Here is a 17,703-nt window from a genome sequence, read left to right on the forward strand (position 1 = left end):
TAAACTGATAAAAGAAGGAAAGGGGCTCATTACAGTTGCCAAATATATGTTTATGGGACTATTTATAACCCGATATAATTGGAATATAGCAACTTGTTGCCAAATGCATGAGGAAAAAGTAGCATAGCCAAAAGAAAATATAGCAGAACTTAAAATATAAATGAGGTTGTGCCAACGTTTTGACACAACCTCATTTTTATAATCAGATTAACCTTATCAGTCCAATTGAGCCAATTTGTTTTCAGAACCAAGCACGTTAACGATTTTGTGCTTGTAAAGTTTCTCCATGTTGTCACGAGCCGGACCCAGATATTTGCGCGGGTCAAATTCAGCCGGTTTCTCAGCAAACACCTTACGAACAGCAGCAGTCATAGCCAAACGAGAGTCTGAGTCGATATTGATTTTACAAACAGCAGACTTCGCAGCCTTGCGCAGTTGCTCTTCGGGAATACCGATAGCTGCTTCCAACTTACCGCCGAATTGATTAATAGTATCAACTTCTTCTTGAGGAACTGAAGAAGAACCGTGAAGAACGATAGGGAATCCAGGAAGTTTCTCCATTACAGCATCCAATACGGCAAATTCCAAAGGAGGAGGAACCAGACGACCTGTAGCAGGATCTACGTGGCATTGTTCGGGTTTGAACTTGTATGCACCATGAGAAGTACCGATAGAAATAGCCAAAGAGTCACAACCTGTACGAGTAGCGAAATCGATAACTTCTTCCGGATTGGTATAAGTATGGTGTTCAGCAGATACTTCATCTTCTACACCAGCCAACACGCCAAGTTCACCTTCCACTGTAACATCGAATTGATGAGCATAGTCAACAACCTTCTTTGTTAAAGCAACATTTTCTTCGTATGGAAGATGTGAACCGTCAATCATTACGGAGGAGAAACCTGAATCGATACAGCTTTTACAAGTTTCAAAAGTATCTCCGTGGTCAAGATGAAGAACAATTTCAGGATGTTTGCAGCCCAGTTCCTTAGCATATTCCACAGCGCCCTGAGCCATGTAACGCAGCAAAGTAGCGTTAGCATATTGGCGAGCACCCTTAGATACCTGAAGGATAACCGGAGACTTAGTCTCTACTGCAGCCTTAATGATAGCCTGCATCTGTTCCATGTTATTGAAGTTGAATGCAGGGATTGCATATCCACCTTTGATAGCGCGAGCAAACATTCCTCTTGTGTTTACAAGGCCTAAATCTTTGTAATTAACCATTTTGTTTAAAGTTTATTGTTAGTGAATTAAAATTCCACGCAAAAGTAAGCATTATCCTTTAAAAAGAAGAACAAGAGAAGAATAAAATACCTCTACTCACCAGTCAAATCCATTCTATTTTAAAGCTATTGGCTTGAATTAACAGAATATTGTAATCTCTATATTACAAAGTTTTTGCATCTGTCTGTTCATTCTCTCCTTTTGCGTTCTTACCTCTATAAACAAAAAAGCCGGAAAGCGAGTTTGTTTTCCGGCCTGTTATTTACACATTATTATATATTATCTTTTCAGATAGATAATCGTAGGTAAATGGTCGCTGTAACCGTTCAGCCATACGCGCCCGCCATGAGTACGCAAAGGTGAACCTTTGTATTTACCATCCTGCTGAATCAGGTAGTCGCGGATAAAAACCTCGCTATGGTCGTAACGCAGTCCTTTTTTCGCTTTCACCAACGGTCTGGACAGTACAATCTGGTCGAACAGATTCCACTTGCCACGATAGAGCAAGGTTCCCACACCCTTATCCTCCAGTATTTCCCACCAGGGATTGAAGAACTGATTGGCTTTCATACCCGATATATATTTACGGGCCCCTAAAGTCTGCATGCTTTCATCCATCGGATCGTCATTCATATCTCCCATAACAAAGAGTTTCAACTTTTTGTCTTCATGCATCAAGGAGTCCGTCAACGCCTTTACCTGCCTGGCGGCATGCACCCGCACCGGTGATTTCGCTCCGCGGGAAGGCCAGTGATTCACAATGAAACACACACGCTCACCCGCCATTCTACCATCTACAATAAGGAAACCGCGCGTCAGATGCACCGTATCCCCTTCAAACGGAGCGGAAAGTACCAGTTTAGAGTTCGTCACGGCAAACTGTTGCGGATCATACAAAAGTGCACAGTCAATGCCACGTCTGTCGGGTCCCTCATAATGAACAAACTTATAGTTAGCCATAGCCGGCTGACTGACAAGATCCGTCAGTACCCTATGATTCTCGACTTCTGCCACGCCAATTACTGCCGGTCCCTCAGGAACCAGATTACGCGACAAGGCACTCAACACGTCCGAGAGATTATGCAGTTTAGCTTCGTACTTTTTCGCAGTCCACCGGTAACTGCCATCAGGCAGGAAGTCATAGTCATTCTTACCTGCATCATGGATGGTATCAAACAGATTCTCAAGATTATAAAACGCTATGCTATACAGTTTGCGTTCCGTGTTCTGGGCTACAACTATTGTAACGCTGAACCAAAAAGAAAAGAATACAATCAGTTTTCTCATAGGTGATATGATATTAATCTCCTGCAAAAATCTAAAATAAAAAGTTATAAACCTATCAATTGCCAGCTTTTTTTGCAAAAAACCTTTTTTCATTTCATAGAAAAGCATTATCTTTGCGCACTGAAAAAGACCATTACACTATTTATTACCAAAATAGTAACAGAATATAAATTAAAAAAACAAATATTGAAATGAAAAAAGGTATTCATCCTGAAAATTACCGTCCGGTAGTATTTAAAGATATGTCAAACGGCGATGTGTTCTTGTCTCGTTCTACAGTAAATACTAAGGAGACTATCGAGTTCGAAGGCGAAACTTATCCGTTGGTAAAGTTGGAAATCTCCAGCACTTCTCACCCGTTCTACACTGGTAAGTCTAAGTTGGTTGACACAGCCGGTCGTGTTGATAAATTCATGAGCCGTTACGGTAACCGTAAGAAATAATCTGTTTTTCAAAGAAACGGAAAAAGGGGATCTGCTACAGATTCCCTTTTTTACTATATGCATACTACCCAACGTCAGTCCCATGCAAGACATAATTTCCACGGAAACCGCATCATCCTGTTTAGGTAAATCAGACTTTCCCGCGGAACGGCGGACGCACCACCACAGCCTTCAACTTACGGCCGCGCATATCAATACAGATTTCCGTACCAACCTTACTATATTCGGGCTTCACATACCCCATACCGATACCAATTTTACGGGTAGGCGACATTGTGCCCGAAGTAACCACTCCAATAGGAGTACCTTCCAGATTCTGTAACTCATAACCGTGACGGGGAATACCGCGATCTACCATTTCAAAACCGACCAATTTACGTACCGTACCCTCCGTCTTCTGTTTCTCCAGCATCGGACGATTGATAAAGTTCTTACCCTCTACAAACTTGGTAATCCATCCCAATCCAGCTTCAATAGGCGACGTGGTATCATCCAGGTCATTTCCATACAAGCAGAATCCCATTTCAAGGCGAAGCGTATCACGAGCACCCAAACCGATAGGTTTGATACCGAACTCCGCACCAGCCTCAAACACGGCATTCCATATTTTTATTGCAGCTTCAGGATAGAAATAGAGTTCAAAACCACCAGCTCCAGTATAACCGGTATTGGAGATTATAACATCCGGCTCACCTGCAAATTCACCATGCGTAAAGGTGTAATACGAAAGTTCGGAAAGATTAACAGGTGTCAGTTTCTGCAATGCTTCGATAGCTTTCGGACCTTGTACCGCAAGCTGCGCCATACGGTCGGAAGCATTCTCCAACTCAGCTCCCATCGTATTATGAGACATACACCAGTTCCAGTCTTTCTCGATATTGGAAGCATTGACTACCAACAGATATTTCTCCTGCTCGTACCGGTAGACCAATAAATCGTCTACAATACCGCCATCCTCATTGGGGAAGCAAGTATATTGTACCTTACCGGGAGTAAGAGCTGCTACGTTATTAGAGGTGACTGTCTGTAAAAAATCCAAAGCATGCGGACCTTTCACCCAAAACTCTCCCATGTGGGAGACGTCAAACACACCGACACCCTGACAAACAGCAAGATGTTCATCAATGATACCGGAATATTCGATAGGCATATTGTATCCCGCAAATTCGTGCATCTTAGCTCCCAGCGAGATGTGCGTTTCTGTAAATGGAGTGGTTTTCATGGTGTGACTTATAAGTTATAGATTATGATTTATTTGTTAGCGGCAACGAGTTCGGCTATCTTGACGATAACATTCATGGCTTTCTCCATATTCTGAATAGGAATAAATTCGTAACGTCCGTGGAAATTCAGACCACCGGCAAAGATGTTGGGGCACGGCAAGCCTTTGAACGAAAGTTGCGCACCGTCCGTACCGCCACGAATAGCTTTTACGTGAGGCTCTACACCGACGGCTTCCATAGCTTTAAAAGCTGTATCGATGATATGCATCACCGGCTCAATCTTCTCACGCATATTATAATATTGGTCATGTAGTTCGAATGCGGCTGTACCCTCGCCATATTCGGCATTAATTTTGCAGACAAGGTGTTCAAATTCTTTCTTGCGGCTCTCAAAACGGACACGGTCGTGATCGCGAATAATGTAAGTAACCGTAGTCTGCTCCACTTCACCCGTAATTCCAATAAGATGATAGAAACCCTCGTACCCCTCGGTATGTTCCGGTGTTTCGTGGCTGGGTAACATGGAAATAAAACGATTGGCTACGCGGATAGAATTTATCATCTTGTTTTTGGCATAGCCCGGATGTACATTGCGTCCCTTGAAAACAATCTTGGCAGAAGCCGCATTGAAGTTCTCAAACTCCAGTTCGCCTACTTCACCGCCATCCATAGTATAAGCCCATTCGCAACCGAATTGCTCAACATTGAATTTATGCGCACCCAAACCGATTTCCTCATCGGGATTGAAACCGATACGGATTTTACCATGTTTGATTTCAGGATGTTCTTTCAGATAAGCTACTGCCGAAACAATCTCCGCAATACCGGCTTTATCATCGGCACCCAATAATGTTTTTCCGTTAGTAACAATCAAATCTTCTCCCTTATGGTCGAGCAATTCGGGGAATTGAGCAGGAGAAAGAACCACTTGCTCATCTGCGCAAAGAACAATGTCCTTTCCATCGTAATTCTCTACAATGCACGGGGAAACATCTTTCCCGCTCATATCGGGACTAGTATCCATGTGGGCAATGAAGCCGACAACAGGTACAGACTTATCTATATTGGCAGGAAGAGTGGCAAACAGATAACCGTTCTCATCCAATGTAATCTCTTCCAACCCCAAAGCCTCCAATTCTTCTTTCAAGAACCTGGCAAATACCATTTGCCCCGGAGTACTCGGAGTTACCCCACTTTCCTCATTCGATTGCGTATCGAAACTTACATACTTAAAAAAACGTTCTACTAAAGTCATGATGATAGTGATTATAGTTAGTGATTAGCGATTAGTGGTTAGTGATGAACGATTAACGGTCAGTAGGCTACAACCGCGCCCTCCTTTTATCCGAACGGCATTAATCACTTATCACTAAACCCTAATCACTATTTTACTGCCGTAAAATTAAAAAAAGGATTGTGAACTGCCAAGCAATTCACAACCCTTTTTCATTCATTAATAACTATTTTGTCAATCAAAAGTGACTGCTACCATCAAAACAATGGGTACAAAGTTTACATTTAGGCAGACCAATAGCCTCAACCAATGTTTCCAGCGTATTGAACTTTAATGATGACAGTCCAAAACGCTCACGGATAACTTCTACCATTTTCTCGTACTCCGACGAACCCGTAGTGGCATATTTCTCAAGATTTTTGTTTTCATCACCTTCCAACTCCTTAATGACACGGCGGGTAATCAACTCCAAATCTCCTTTGGATGCTGTGAAGCCAACAAACGGACAGCTATATATCAACGGCGGACAGGCAATACGAATGTGTACTTCTTTCGCTCCATACTCATAAAGCACCTTTACATTATCGCGCAACTGAGTTCCACGGACAATGGAATCGTCACAAAACAGAAGGCGTTTACCTTCCAGCATGGCACGGTTGGGAATGAGTTTCATCTTTGCCACCAACGAACGCATTTCCTGCCTGCTGGGAGTGAAACTACGCGGCCAAGTCGGAGTATATTTTGAAATGGCGCGATGATAAGGCACTCCCTTTCCTTCGGCATATCCTAGCGCCATACCGACACCGGAATCGGGTATGCCGCACGTACAATCCACTTCCGAGGTATCGGTCTGTCCCATTTTCAGTCCGGAAACAAAGCGTACATCTTCCACATTCTTTCCCTCATAGCATGAAGTGGGAAAACCATAATAAACCCATAGGAAAGAACATATCTGCATCTCCTCATTAGGTTTGCGCATCTGCTCCACCCCTTCTGCATGCAGACGGACAATCTCGCCCGGTCCCAGATAGCGGTCTATTTCATATCCCAAGTTCGGGAAACTGCTCGATTCACTTGTGGCTGCATATGCTCCATCTTTCTTACCGATAACAATGGGAGTGCGCCCCCAACGGTCGCGGGCGGCAATAATGCCGTCTTCCGTCAGCAGCAGCATGGAACATGAACCTTTAATATGCTTGTATACATTCTCAATGCCGTCTACAAAAGTCTTACCTTGTATCAGCAGCAAAGCGATAAGTTCCGTTTGATTGGTTTTGCCGGAACTTAATTCGGCAAAGTGCATATTTTGCTCCAGAAGTTCGGTTTCCAACTCTTTCAGGTTCATAATCTTGGCAACCGTAACTATGGCAAAACGACCGAGATGGGAATTTAAAATAAGAGGTTGAGGGTCTGTGTCACTGATAATTCCGATGCCGGAATTTCCCTTGAACTTATCCAGTTCGTCTTCAAATTTCGTACGGAAATAGGTACTTTCCAAATTATGAATGGAGCGTGTAAATACAGCCTCATCCTGATCATAAGTAGCCAAACCGCCACGTTTTGTCCCTAAATGCGAATTATAATCTGTGCCGTAAAACAAATCCGCCACGCAACTTGCCTTGGCGACTGTCCCGAAAAAACCTCCCATAAGTTCCTTGTGTTATTAGTTATTTTATTAACGGGTACAAAGGTACAAAGAAGTTTCCTTGTGAGCGATATATTCCACCTCTAAAAATAATAAAAAACTCCCCGCCAAAACAAAGAAGTCAGTCCTGCGGGGAGTTTACCAATACCTAATAAGAATTTCTTTTTACCTTAATCATTTCCATTTTTTCACACTCTTCTTCTCAGCCGGAGTAGCTTCAATCAAGCTCAATGCGAAACCACCGCTACGTGCTTCCCAAACGGAGATTTTGGTTTTATTGGTTACAATACCTTTCTTTATCTGATAGGAAGTAGGATTCTCTTTGTAGTCGGCATCCTTACCATCGGCATACAGAGTAGCTACATATTGCTTGCCCGGCGTCAGAAAATCGAGAGTAAAGCCGGCTGTGCGGGCATTTTCATCTGTAATGCCGCCTACAAACCAATTATCAGTACCTTTCGCCTTACGGGCTACGGTAATGTAATCTCCCGGTTCAGCTTCAATATATTCGCTGTCGTCCCAATCTACGGCTACATCTTTGATGAACTGGAATGCATCCATGTGCTTCTCGTAATTCTCCACTAGATCGGCAGCCATTTGCAACGGACTGTAAAGGGTTACATAAAGAGCCAACTGCTTGGCAAGCGTAGTTTGTACCTGTCCGTGAGGCAGGTCGCCCATGAAATCCAGTTTTGTATCAAAAATACCCGGAGTGTAGTCCATCGGTCCGCCGATAAGACGGTTGAACGGAAGTAGTGTGGTATGAAACGGCTTACTACCGCCAAATGCTTCGTATTCAGTGCCACGGGCAGATTCGTTGCCGATAAGATTCGGATAAGTACGGCACAAACCGGTAGGACGTACGGCTTCATGGCCATTGACACAGATTTCATAGTCGGCCGCTTTTTTTACGGCATAAAGATAGTGATTGTTCATCCATTGTCCGTAATGATGTTCGCCACGCGGGATGATATTTCCTACGTAACCGCTCTTCACAGCATTATAACCGTTATCGACCATAAACCGGTAAGCTTTGTCCATGTGGCGTTCGTAGTTGCGGACGGAAGAAGAAGTCTCATGGTGCATCATCAGTTTAACACCTTTACTCTTGGCATATGCATTCAACATCTTCACATCGAAATCGGGGTACGGAGTCACAAAGTCGAAAACATAGTCTTTGGAGTGTCCGAACCAGTCTTCCCAACCTTCGTTCCAACCTTCTACCAGAACCTGGTCAAAGCCGTGGGCAGCGGCAAAATCTATGTATCTCTTCACGTTCTCATTGTTGGCGCCATGACGTCCGTTAGGTTTTGTTTTGGAATAGTCCGTTTCGCCCAACTTAACAGAAGGCAGATCATCCGTATACGCCCAAGTGCTTTTACCGGCAATCATTTCCCACCATACTCCTACATATTTCACAGGTTTAATCCAAGAAACATCTTCATAAGCGCAAGGTTCGTTCAAATTTAAAGTCAACTTGGAAGCAAGAATATCGCGTGCATCGTCACTGACAATCACCGTACGCCACGGCGATTTACAGGGAGCTTGCATATAACCTTTATCACCTACTGCATCGGGCGTCAGCCAAGATTCAAAAATCAGATTTTTATCATCCAGATTCAGATGCATGCAGGAGTAGTCTACCAAGGCAGCTTCGTGCAGATTGATATACAAGCCGTCCGCCGTTTTCATCTGAAGGGAAGTCTGTACGCCCGTCGGAGAGAATTGTGTCTGCGACGCATTACCGGTAATGGCAGATTTCATAAGACCGCGGATTTCAGAAAGTTTGGACTCTGTAAAGTCATACTCCTGCGTATCATAATCACCTGGAATCCAAAACGCCTTATGGTCACCCGTCATGGCAAATTGGGTACGTTCTTCCTTAATAACAAAGTAGTTCAAATTCTTTTGTAAAGGAAACTCGTAACGGAAACCGAGGCCATCATCGAAAAGACGGAAACGGATGATAATATTACGGTCTTGCGCTTTTTGGTCCAGCGTTACAGCCATTTCATTATAATGGTTGCGGATTTGTTTCACCTCACCCCACACCGGTTCCCATGTTTCGTCGAATGTAGACGTTTGGGTATCGGCCAGAGTAAATCCGTTCATCAGTCCCGGATCATTCTTCAATTCCAAACCCAGCTTTGAGGGCTTTATAACAGCTTTTCCTTTGTAGAAAAGTTCATAAACAGGTTCACCTTGAGAATTGACGGAGAAGTTTAATTGAAGTTGTCCATTGGGCGAGGTGATGCTCTCGGCCATTGCTGCACTACTCATAAAAAGTACGAGCAGGAAGCAGGTTAGTTTAATGCAAATTGCTTTCATGTTTCTCATGCTATGATTTATAATTTATTTGATGCAAATATAAGCAGGAAAGTCTCCTGATTTAAGGTTATCAAATGAAAATAGATGTGAAATAAAAGCAAACGTTTGCATAAGTGATTATAAACCTGTTTTTTAAAAGAAATACCGCTCACTCGGAAATACAAATGGAATGAAAACACTATCTTTGTCAACTCAATACCAGACTTCAATTATTATGACTAAAATATTGATAGCCATATTTCTTGGCGGCGGCACAGGCAGCGTATTGCGCTATTGCGTGCAAATGGCACTCCATGAACGGATAGTACCCTACTCCTTTCCTTGGGCTACATTTGCCGTAAACATCATCGGAGGCTTCCTTATAGGATTGTTCTACGTCTTATCCGCCCGCTTCAACTTATCCGCAGAAGTAAGAATGTTGCTGACTACCGGCTTGTGTGGTGGCTTCACCACTTTTTCCACATTTTCCAACGACGGATTGATTCTAATTAAACAAGGATTTTACGGATTATTCGCCCTATATACCTTATTAAGTATCTTGTTGGGAATATTTGCAGTATGGGGCGGAAATATCTTAGGGAAGACCTTTTAAAACAGCAATCATGAGAACAGGCAAACCCTTCAGCATGTCGCCCGTACGGGTCATCTCCCCCACTTTTGAAAGTCAAGTCGAGAGTTTCAAATCACTCAAGGAATGGCTTAGGACCGAAGAAACTGTCAGAGGGATATGTTTCAGCAAACAAATGGAAGAATCAATGGATTGTTCTTATAAAAGTATCACCAATTGCACTTTCAGCCATGTACAGTTCAACAACTGTAAACTGAAAGCTACTCACTTTACGGATGTCCGTTTCGAGCATTGCGATTTGTCCAACATATCATTTGCAGAAAGCTCTCTTTTTCGGGTAGAATTCATTTCCTGTAAACTAGTCGGCACAAATCTGCCAGAAACAATCCTGAATCATTGCAGGATGCAGGATTGCAATGCGAGATACCTCAATTTTTCCATGAGTAAAATCAATCAGGCGGAGTTCACCACCTGCGATTTGCGCAACAGCGACTTCAACGACTGCAAGTTGACTTCCATCGCTTTTACCAATTGCGAGTTAGTAGAAGCGGAATTTTCGCATACTCCGCTCAGGGGCATTGACTTGAGCGATTCGCATATCGAGGGTATTCACGTCAATCTGCCGGATATACGGGGAGCTATCGTCAGTACCCACCAAGCCATGGACCTGACAAGCCTGCTGGGACTCGTAATAAAAGACTGAACAATTTTCCATTTTCACTTGTTATACCTATGGAATTTACATTTAAAATAAAATAAGATGAAAATAGAAAAGATTATCGGACGTGAGATTCTTGATTCAAGAGGAAACCCTACCGTAGAAGTTGATGTAATATTAGAGTCCGGCTTTATCGGCCGCGCTTCCGTACCCTCCGGTGCATCCACTGGCGAACATGAAGCCCTAGAACTGCGTGACGGTGATAAAAAACGTTATGGTGGCAAGGGGGTACTGAAAGCCGTTAACAATATTAATAATATCATCGCTCCCAAGTTGATTGGCATGTCGGTTCTTGAACAGATGAGTATCGACCATACCATGCTGGCCTTGGACGGCACAAAGACCAAATCCAATCTGGGTGCAAATGCAATCTTGGGGGTTTCGCTTGCCGTAGCCAAAGCAGCGGCGGCATACCTTGATATTCCCCTCTATCGCTATATCGGTGGAACAAATACATATGTAATGCCTGTTCCGATGATGAATATCATCAATGGCGGTTCGCACAGTGATGCCCCCATCGCTTTCCAGGAATTTATGATACGTCCGGTAGGGGCGAATTCTTTCCGTGAAGGTCTGCGCATGGGCGCAGAAGTGTTCCACGCCTTAAAGAAAGTATTGCATGACCGCGGACTTAGTACTGCTGTAGGCGACGAGGGCGGTTTCGCTCCCGACTTGACAGGCACAGAAGACGCTTTGGACTCGATCATTGCTGCCATTAAGGCTGCCGGCTACGAACCGGGCAGGGATGTGATGATTGCCATGGACTGCGCTTCTTCCGAATTCTATCACGACGGCATTTACGATTACAGCAAATTCGAAGGTGAGAAAGGCAAAAAACGTACAGCCAACGAGCAGGTAGATTATCTGGAAGAGTTGATTGACAAATATCCTATCGACTCTATCGAAGACGGCATGAGCGAAAACGACTGGAATGGCTGGAAGAAACTGACCGACCGCATCGGAAACCGCTGTCAACTGGTAGGTGACGACCTATTTGTCACCAATGTAGATTTCCTTGCCATGGGTATCGAAAAAGGTTGCGCAAACTCCATACTAATTAAGGTAAATCAAATCGGCTCCCTGACAGAAACGCTGAATGCCATCGAAATGGCGCACCGTCATGGCTACACGACCGTTACGTCCCATCGTTCCGGCGAAACGGAAGATTCCACGATTGCAGACATTGCCGTAGCCACCAACAGCGGTCAAATCAAGACCGGTTCTTTAAGCCGTTCAGACCGTATGGCTAAATACAATCAGTTGTTGCGCATCGAAGAAGAGATAGGCAATAACGCCGTATACGGATACAAAAGAATAAAATAAGTGCCGTTTTCAAACTGAGCCGAAATATCATAAAGACAAAGAGATATATCATTGCTGATATATCTCTTTTTTTGAGCCTCTTGTCGGATTCGAACCAACGACCCCGAGATTACAAATCACGTGCTCTGGCCAACTGAGCTAAAGAGGCGGGTGGGTAAGCTATCTACATCGCGCCGCTACAACCAACTACCTTTGCTGCGATCAAGCCCTGGAGGATTCGAAGGGAGCTGGCCGTATAGGACTTACCCGTTTTGCGAGTGCAAAGGTAGATAAAAATTTTAAATCTGCAATACCTTCCCCTAACTTTTTTCAACTTTAACAAGAATACAGGGTCTACAACCAATATTATTTATAACTTTGCGCCATATTTCTAAGAAAAATGGCAGAAAATAAAGGTTACATGCAATATGCAATGTTGTTCGGCACCTATTTGGGAGGATATTGGATTTTAAAATTCATCCTCTTCCCTTTAGGATTGACAATTCCGTTTTTATCTTTCCTTTTCGTAGGGCTCACGTTATGTGTCCCTTTCATGGGCTATTATTATGTACGAATGTATCGTAATACTGTATGCAGCGGCAGTATCAGCTTCTTGCATGCATGGATATTCACAGTATTCATGTATATGTTTGCCGCATTGCTGACGGCAGTGGCACACTACATTTATTTCCGTTTCATCGATCATGGTTTCGTTATCAATGCCTACGAATCTCAAATTGATATCTTAAACAAAAGCGGTATACCGGACATAGAAGCCTATACAAACATGTTTCAAGAAACATTGGAGACTGTGAAATCGCTCACTCCCATAGATATCACCATGCAACTGGTGTCATGGAATGTATTTTGCGGTTCATTGCTCGCGCTTCCTACCGCCTTATTTGTAATGAGGCGTAAAAAGGAATGACAAGAACAGACAAATTTCAAATAAATCAGGTATAGTATAATATAGTAAAATCGTAAATAAGCAAATGGATATTTCAGTTGTCGTTCCTTTATATAATGAAGAGGAGTCTCTTCCGGAATTGTTTGCATGGATTGAACGGGTAATGAAAGCCCATGACTTTTCTTATGAAGTTATTTTCGTTAACGACGGAAGTACCGACCGTTCCTGGCAAATAATAGAGCAATTACAAACAAAATCTGATAAAGTGCGCGGAATAAAGTTCCGTCGCAATTATGGCAAATCACCGGCTCTCTATTGCGGTTTTGAACAGGCCCAGGGCGATGTTGTGATTACAATGGACGCCGACCTGCAAGACAGTCCTGACGAAATACCGGAACTATACCGCATGATTACGGAAGATGGCTACGATCTGGTGTCCGGCTGGAAGCAAAAAAGATACGATCCGCTGTCAAAGACCATACCGACAAAACTGTTCAACGCTACGGCACGCAAGGTTTCCGGTATAAAGAACCTGCACGATTTCAATTGCGGCTTGAAAGCCTATCGCAAAGATGTTATAAAAAACATAGAAGTGTACGGCGAAATGCATCGCTATATCCCCTACCTGGCAAAGAATGCCGGTTTCAAGAAGATTGGCGAGAAAGTCGTACACCATCAGGCACGGAAATTTGGCAAGACAAAATTCGGCGGGTGGAATCGTTTCTTCAACGGATATCTGGACTTGATATCCCTCTGGTTCCTTTCCACCTTCGGCATCAAGCCTATGCACTTCTTTGGCATATTGGGTTCGCTGATGTTCTTCGTCGGATTCGTTGCCGTCATTATTGTCGGCGCCAGCAAGCTGTATTACATGAATCAAGGGATGCCCTACCGCCTTGTGACAGATTCTCCCTATTTCTACCTGTCACTGACATCCATGATTATCGGCACGCAGTTATTTGTGGCAGGTTTTCTCGGAGAGCTGATATCCCGCAATGCACCAGAACGCAATAAGTACCAAATAGAGAAAATGATTTAACCATGAAAGCATTAGTCAGATTTATAATATTCGGGGCTGTTCTTTTCCCTGTTTTCAGTATAGTAATATCCTGTTCGGAAGAAGCGGACTGTTCAATGACAACGCGAGCCATGATGCAATGTTACCTATATACATTGGATCCTGACACCAAAGTGGTATCCAATGATACCTTAGACTCTTTGACGGTTACTGCCTTTGGCACGGATTCCGTCATCATCAACAATCAAAAAAAAGTGCACGATCTCTCGTTGCCACTGAGATATACCGCCGACTCCACCGTACTCGTGTTTCATTACAGCAAGACATTGACAGATACGCTTGTTATTCACCAAACCAACACACCTTACTTCTTGTCAATGGATTGCGGTTATCAAATGAAACAAGCCATAACAGATGTCCGATACAGTCGCCACAGTCTTGATTCTATTCGCGTTGCAAATAAAGAAGCCGGAATTTATGGAGCAGAAAATCTTAAACTATTCTATTAGTCTGGCGTTCTGTTTGCTGCTGTCTCTTCCATTACAGGCACAAAACAGTGACATTTCCGCCCCGCCGGCAAACACTCCGCCCAAAAAGGAGAAAAAAGAGGCCAAAGAGGAAGTACACTATCCGCTGTACAATGGTATTTCTGTCAGTGTTGATTTATGGGGGTCCGGAAGCAAACTGTTTGGGAGTGACTTTTTCAGCAGTGAGGTAGCTGTCGATGTCAATCTTAAAAATCGCTTTTTCCCGATTGTAGAATTAGGATATGGCAATACTGATACTTGGAGCGACAAAGGAATACATTATAAAACCGGTGCTCCCTATTTCCGTATCGGTATGGACTATAATGCGCTTTATAACAAAAAGCACGGACATATGATACTCGTTGGCCTACGCTATGCGGCAACGAGCTTTAAATATGATGTAGAAGCGTTAGGCATCAACGACCCTGAATACGGGGGAAGTTTGGGTAATCCGAATTTGATAGACGGCATTTGGGGAAACAGCCTGCCTTTTAATTATAAAGGAATGAAAGGTTCGATGCAATGGGCCGAATTTTGTGTCGGCATACGGGCGCATGTATGGAAAGACCTGTATATGGGTTGGGCGTTACGTTTCAAATTCCGTATGAGTTCTTCCGTTGCCGAGCATGGTGATCCATGGTACGTACCGGGCTACGGGAAGTACAACGGAAACACAACCGGGGTTACCTATACAATAACTTATAAACTACCATTCTAAGAGATAATGACAGGATTAGAAATCTGGTTGCTTGCCATAGGGCTTGCTATGGACTGTTTTGCTGTATCCATAGCCAGCGGCATTATATTAAAACGTGTTCAATTGCGCCCGATGCTGATAATGGCATTGGCTTTCGGCTTTTTTCAGGCACTCATGCCATTGCTTGGCTGGATAGGCGCCAGTTTTTTCAGCCATCTCATTGAAAGTATAGACCATTGGATAGCTTTTGCCATTTTAGCTTTTCTGGGTGGACGTATGATTATGGAATCTTTCAAGGATGAAGATTGCCGGCACGAGTTCGATCCTACCAAGCTGAAAGTAGTAGCGGCATTGGCGGTAGCCACCAGCATCGATGCCTTGGCGGTAGGTGTTTCGTTCGCTTTTCTGGGAGTTTGCAACTTTGCATCCATTCTGCCCCCTATCGGCATCATAGGATTTGTGTCGTTTGCCTTATCACTGGCAGGATTGATGTTCGGCATCCGATGCGGATGCGGCATCGCCCGCAAGCTGCGTTCCGAACTGTGGGGCGGCATTATCCTCATCGTTATCGGAACGAAGATATTGATAGAGCACTTGTTCTTTTAAATGAAGAGTGAAAAACGAAGAAACGGCAGGCTGTCCGATAAAAGGCAGTCTGATAGAAGGATAAAAACGAAGACCGCTTAATTTATTTATACAGCATCATACATTCATTATGGAGAAGAAAACACAACGTAATTTTTTATGGGTTGCCCTGCTTGTCCTGGGTACTATCGGAATACTTGCACGCCACAACCGCGCTGATCCTTATCAAACTGCCAGCGGACTGATATTCGGAACAGTCTATAACATAACCTATCAGTACGACAGCAATTTGAAAGCCGAGATAGAAGCTGAGCTTAAACGGTTTGACGGCTCTCTATCTCCGTTTAACGATACGGCAACGATTACACGCATCAACCGGAACGAAGAAATCATTCCCGATACTTTCTTCACCAACGTATTCCGCCGCAGCATGGAAATCTCCCGGGAGACCCAAGGTGCTTTCGACATTACGGTAGCCCCGCTTGCCAACGCATGGGGATTCGGATTTAAGAAAGGCACATTTCCCGACTCTGCTATGATAGACAGCTTGCTGGACATTATAGGCTACCCGAAAGTATCGTTATCCGCCGACGGAAAAGTTATCAAGCAGGATCCCCGCATCATGCTTTCGTGCAGCGCCGTAGCCAAAGGCTATGCAGTAGATGTCATTGCGCAATTGCTGGAAAAGAAAGGCATCGACAATTTCATGGTAGATATAGGCGGCGAAGTGGTGGTGCGCGGAGAAAACCCGAAAAAAAGTTTATGGCGCATCGGAATCAACAAGCCGATAGACGACTCGCTCGCTGTAAATCAGGAATTGCAGACCATACTGCAAGTTACCGATGTGGGCATAGCCACTTCGGGGAATTACCGGAACTATTACTACAAAGACGGCAAAAAATATGCCCATACCATAGACCCGCGCACAGGCTATCCAGTGCAGCACAGTATCCTGTCGGCCACAGTGATTACCCGCGACTGCATGAGTGCAGATGCCTATGCCACCGCTTTCATGGTCATGGGCCTGGAAGAAGCCGAACGCTTTGCCGATGCACACCCCGACCTCGACGCATGCTTCATATATGCGGACGAAAAAGGGGAACTCCGGATGTTCTACACGAAAGGAATGGATAAATATATGACGGTAAAATAGCGATTCGTCCCGGTTTTCATCCTCCACGAAGTTTTTAATTTAAAAACATCTGTCACGGGACATTCATTAAATATCACAAAATCAGCCAACTAATTCATACACAAATTATTGCGAATTAGTTGGCTAATTTTGTGATATTTAATGAATGTCCCTAATTATAAGTGAAATATATTTATTCTTATTTCGAACTCACGTTAATTTATGCACGTGTTTCGTCTGTGAATGACAGGCAGGACACTACAAGGCAGATAGAGGATTTAAAGGGATATGCCCTTTTGCAGGATATAGAGATAGTACGGATATTTCAAGAACACATAAGCGGAGCAAAGAAGATTGAGGAAAGGCAGGTTCTTGCGGAATGTTTGGAATACTGTACGGAAAAGGGTGTTGACTATCTGTTGTTATCAGAACTTTCGAGATTGGGAAGAAGTACGTTACAGGTACTTCGCTCTTTGGAGATACTGCATGAAGCAAAGGTATCCGTTTATATACAGAACTTAGGGTTATACACATTGCAGCCAAACGGAGAAGTAAATCCGATTGCTTCGATTATGGTAACTGTACTTGCTGAAATGGCTAACATAGAACGGGCAAACATACAATACCGTTTGAACAGTGGCAGGGCAAACTACATTGCCAAAGGTGGAAAATTAGGTCGCAAGGCTGGAAGTATCAAGACAGAGGAAAGGAGAAGGGAAGAATACAGGGAAACGATAGCTTTACTAAAGAAAGGCTATTCAGTGAGGAACATCGCCAAATTACAGGGTATAGGTGTTTCAACGGTTCAAAGGATAAGAAGCCTATTTCTAAAATGAACCATTCAAAAACAGTGGATTATCAT

17 protein-coding genes and 1 tRNA gene are annotated in these 17,703 nt (G+C 43.7%); 11 read left to right on the forward strand and 7 right to left on the reverse strand.

Annotated elements, in window-relative coordinates; all coding sequences use genetic code 11:
- Nucleotides 1–216 precede the first annotated feature (216 nt).
- Nucleotides 217–1,227 carry a class II fructose-bisphosphate aldolase gene (locus tag H8S52_RS15670; protein ID WP_186910186.1) on the reverse strand — a complete coding sequence of 337 codons (1,011 nt, stop codon included), beginning with the start codon at nucleotides 1,225–1,227 and terminating at the stop codon, nucleotides 217–219.
- 279 nt (nucleotides 1,228–1,506) lie between these two features.
- Entirely contained in the window at nucleotides 1,507–2,514 is a 1,008-nt protein-coding gene (locus H8S52_RS15675) for an endonuclease/exonuclease/phosphatase family protein (protein WP_117667591.1), read from the reverse strand.
- Nucleotides 2,515–2,705: 191 nt separating this feature from the next.
- Between H8S52_RS15675 and H8S52_RS15680 the strand changes: the two genes are divergently transcribed.
- Complete coding sequence (locus H8S52_RS15680) at nucleotides 2,706–2,957, forward strand: type B 50S ribosomal protein L31 (RefSeq protein WP_004289781.1); 252 nt, start codon at nucleotides 2,706–2,708, stop codon at nucleotides 2,955–2,957.
- Between the two features lie 130 nt (nucleotides 2,958–3,087).
- Here the strand turns inward: H8S52_RS15680 and gcvT are convergent, their stop codons facing one another.
- The 4 genes from gcvT to H8S52_RS15700 form a co-directional block, all read right to left on the reverse strand.
- Complete coding sequence (gene gcvT / locus H8S52_RS15685) at nucleotides 3,088–4,179, reverse strand: glycine cleavage system aminomethyltransferase GcvT (protein WP_186910187.1); 1,092 nt, start codon at nucleotides 4,177–4,179, stop codon at nucleotides 3,088–3,090.
- A gap of 29 nt (nucleotides 4,180–4,208) precedes the next feature.
- Entirely contained in the window at nucleotides 4,209–5,435 is a 1,227-nt protein-coding gene (gene pepT / locus H8S52_RS15690; RefSeq protein ID WP_186910188.1) for a peptidase T, read from the reverse strand.
- A gap of 217 nt (nucleotides 5,436–5,652) precedes the next feature.
- Entirely contained in the window at nucleotides 5,653–7,062 is a 1,410-nt protein-coding gene (locus tag H8S52_RS15695) for an amidophosphoribosyltransferase (RefSeq protein ID WP_186910189.1), read from the reverse strand.
- A gap of 171 nt (nucleotides 7,063–7,233) precedes the next feature.
- On the reverse strand, nucleotides 7,234–9,396 hold the full coding sequence (locus tag H8S52_RS15700; protein WP_117986175.1) for a glycoside hydrolase family 97 protein: 2,163 nt from the start codon (nucleotides 9,394–9,396) through the stop codon (nucleotides 7,234–7,236).
- Nucleotides 9,397–9,601: 205 nt separating this feature from the next.
- Here H8S52_RS15700 and crcB point away from each other — a divergent pair, with 205 nt between their 5' ends.
- Genes crcB through eno form a run of 3 tightly spaced genes read left to right on the forward strand, consistent with a single transcriptional unit; the run spans nucleotide 9,602 to nucleotide 11,996 of the window.
- A complete protein-coding gene (crcB, locus tag H8S52_RS15705) occupies nucleotides 9,602–9,979 on the forward strand; it encodes a fluoride efflux transporter CrcB (RefSeq protein ID WP_016662450.1) in 378 nt (125 codons plus the stop codon).
- A 10-nt stretch (nucleotides 9,980–9,989) separates the two neighbouring features.
- Nucleotides 9,990–10,658, forward strand: a complete 669-nt coding sequence (locus H8S52_RS15710; protein WP_186910190.1) for a pentapeptide repeat-containing protein — start codon at nucleotides 9,990–9,992, stop codon at nucleotides 10,656–10,658.
- Nucleotides 10,659–10,715: 57 nt separating this feature from the next.
- The gene (eno, locus tag H8S52_RS15715; RefSeq protein ID WP_186910191.1) at nucleotides 10,716–11,996 is read left to right on the forward strand and encodes a phosphopyruvate hydratase; all 1,281 of its coding nucleotides are present in this window, start codon (nucleotides 10,716–10,718) and stop codon (nucleotides 11,994–11,996) included.
- Between the two features lie 74 nt (nucleotides 11,997–12,070).
- Here the strand turns inward: eno and H8S52_RS15720 are convergent.
- Nucleotides 12,071–12,144 (reverse strand) — tRNA-Thr (locus H8S52_RS15720).
- Between the two features lie 231 nt (nucleotides 12,145–12,375).
- Here H8S52_RS15720 and H8S52_RS15725 point away from each other — a divergent pair.
- The 7 genes from H8S52_RS15725 to H8S52_RS15755 all read left to right on the forward strand — a co-directional run bounded on the left by H8S52_RS15725 (nucleotide 12,376) and on the right by H8S52_RS15755 (nucleotide 17,677).
- Nucleotides 12,376–12,903, forward strand: coding sequence for a DUF4199 domain-containing protein (locus H8S52_RS15725; protein ID WP_060385813.1), 528 nt, complete (start codon nucleotides 12,376–12,378; stop codon nucleotides 12,901–12,903).
- 64 nt (nucleotides 12,904–12,967) lie between these two features.
- Entirely contained in the window at nucleotides 12,968–13,921 is a 954-nt protein-coding gene (locus H8S52_RS15730) for a glycosyltransferase family 2 protein (protein WP_060385812.1), read from the forward strand.
- A gap of 2 nt (nucleotides 13,922–13,923) precedes the next feature.
- The gene (locus tag H8S52_RS15735) at nucleotides 13,924–14,409 is read left to right on the forward strand and encodes a DUF6452 family protein (RefSeq protein ID WP_016662454.1); all 486 of its coding nucleotides are present in this window, start codon (nucleotides 13,924–13,926) and stop codon (nucleotides 14,407–14,409) included.
- Nucleotides 14,378–15,145 (forward strand): DUF6048 family protein, encoded by a 768-nt coding sequence (locus H8S52_RS15740; protein WP_186910192.1) that lies wholly within the window; start codon nucleotides 14,378–14,380, stop codon nucleotides 15,143–15,145. The genes H8S52_RS15735 and H8S52_RS15740 overlap by 32 nt, the downstream gene beginning before the upstream one ends.
- A 6-nt stretch (nucleotides 15,146–15,151) precedes the next feature.
- Nucleotides 15,152–15,730, forward strand: a complete 579-nt coding sequence (locus H8S52_RS15745; protein WP_060385811.1) for a manganese efflux pump MntP family protein — start codon at nucleotides 15,152–15,154, stop codon at nucleotides 15,728–15,730.
- 109 nt (nucleotides 15,731–15,839) lie between these two features.
- Nucleotides 15,840–16,862 (forward strand): FAD:protein FMN transferase, encoded by a 1,023-nt coding sequence (locus H8S52_RS15750; protein WP_186910193.1) that lies wholly within the window; start codon nucleotides 15,840–15,842, stop codon nucleotides 16,860–16,862.
- Nucleotides 16,863–17,032: 170 nt separating this feature from the next.
- A complete protein-coding gene (locus H8S52_RS15755; RefSeq protein WP_186910198.1) occupies nucleotides 17,033–17,677 on the forward strand; it encodes a recombinase family protein in 645 nt (214 codons plus the stop codon).
- The last annotated feature ends 26 nt before the right edge of the window (nucleotides 17,678–17,703 follow it).

The organism is Bacteroides sp. NSJ-48 (assembly GCF_014287405.1).
Lineage (GTDB): Bacteria > Bacteroidota > Bacteroidia > Bacteroidales > Bacteroidaceae > Bacteroides > Bacteroides stercoris.

What these genes read in the sequence shown, in the direction of transcription:
- crcB (WP_016662450.1), top strand. Translation starts at nt 9,602, where the DNA reads ATGACTAAAATATTGATAGCCATATTTCTTGGCGGCGGCACAGGCAGC.
- H8S52_RS15710 (WP_186910190.1), top strand. Translation starts at nt 9,990, where the DNA reads ATGAGAACAGGCAAACCCTTCAGCATGTCGCCCGTACGGGTCATCTCC.
- H8S52_RS15695 (WP_186910189.1), bottom strand. Translation starts at nt 7,062, where the DNA reads ATGGGAGGTTTTTTCGGGACAGTCGCCAAGGCAAGTTGCGTGGCGGAT.
- H8S52_RS15725 (WP_060385813.1), top strand. Translation starts at nt 12,376, where the DNA reads ATGGCAGAAAATAAAGGTTACATGCAATATGCAATGTTGTTCGGCACC.
- H8S52_RS15680 (WP_004289781.1), top strand. Translation starts at nt 2,706, where the DNA reads ATGAAAAAAGGTATTCATCCTGAAAATTACCGTCCGGTAGTATTTAAA.
- H8S52_RS15750 (WP_186910193.1), top strand. Translation starts at nt 15,840, where the DNA reads ATGGAGAAGAAAACACAACGTAATTTTTTATGGGTTGCCCTGCTTGTC.
- H8S52_RS15675 (WP_117667591.1), bottom strand. Translation starts at nt 2,514, where the DNA reads ATGAGAAAACTGATTGTATTCTTTTCTTTTTGGTTCAGCGTTACAATA.
- H8S52_RS15735 (WP_016662454.1), top strand. Translation starts at nt 13,924, where the DNA reads ATGAAAGCATTAGTCAGATTTATAATATTCGGGGCTGTTCTTTTCCCT.
- eno (WP_186910191.1), top strand. Translation starts at nt 10,716, where the DNA reads ATGAAAATAGAAAAGATTATCGGACGTGAGATTCTTGATTCAAGAGGA.
- H8S52_RS15740 (WP_186910192.1), top strand. Translation starts at nt 14,378, where the DNA reads ATGGAGCAGAAAATCTTAAACTATTCTATTAGTCTGGCGTTCTGTTTG.
- H8S52_RS15745 (WP_060385811.1), top strand. Translation starts at nt 15,152, where the DNA reads ATGACAGGATTAGAAATCTGGTTGCTTGCCATAGGGCTTGCTATGGAC.
- H8S52_RS15730 (WP_060385812.1), top strand. Translation starts at nt 12,968, where the DNA reads ATGGATATTTCAGTTGTCGTTCCTTTATATAATGAAGAGGAGTCTCTT.
- gcvT (WP_186910187.1), bottom strand. Translation starts at nt 4,179, where the DNA reads ATGAAAACCACTCCATTTACAGAAACGCACATCTCGCTGGGAGCTAAG.
- H8S52_RS15670 (WP_186910186.1), bottom strand. Translation starts at nt 1,227, where the DNA reads ATGGTTAATTACAAAGATTTAGGCCTTGTAAACACAAGAGGAATGTTT.
- pepT (WP_186910188.1), bottom strand. Translation starts at nt 5,435, where the DNA reads ATGACTTTAGTAGAACGTTTTTTTAAGTATGTAAGTTTCGATACGCAA.
- H8S52_RS15700 (WP_117986175.1), bottom strand. Translation starts at nt 9,396, where the DNA reads ATGAGAAACATGAAAGCAATTTGCATTAAACTAACCTGCTTCCTGCTC.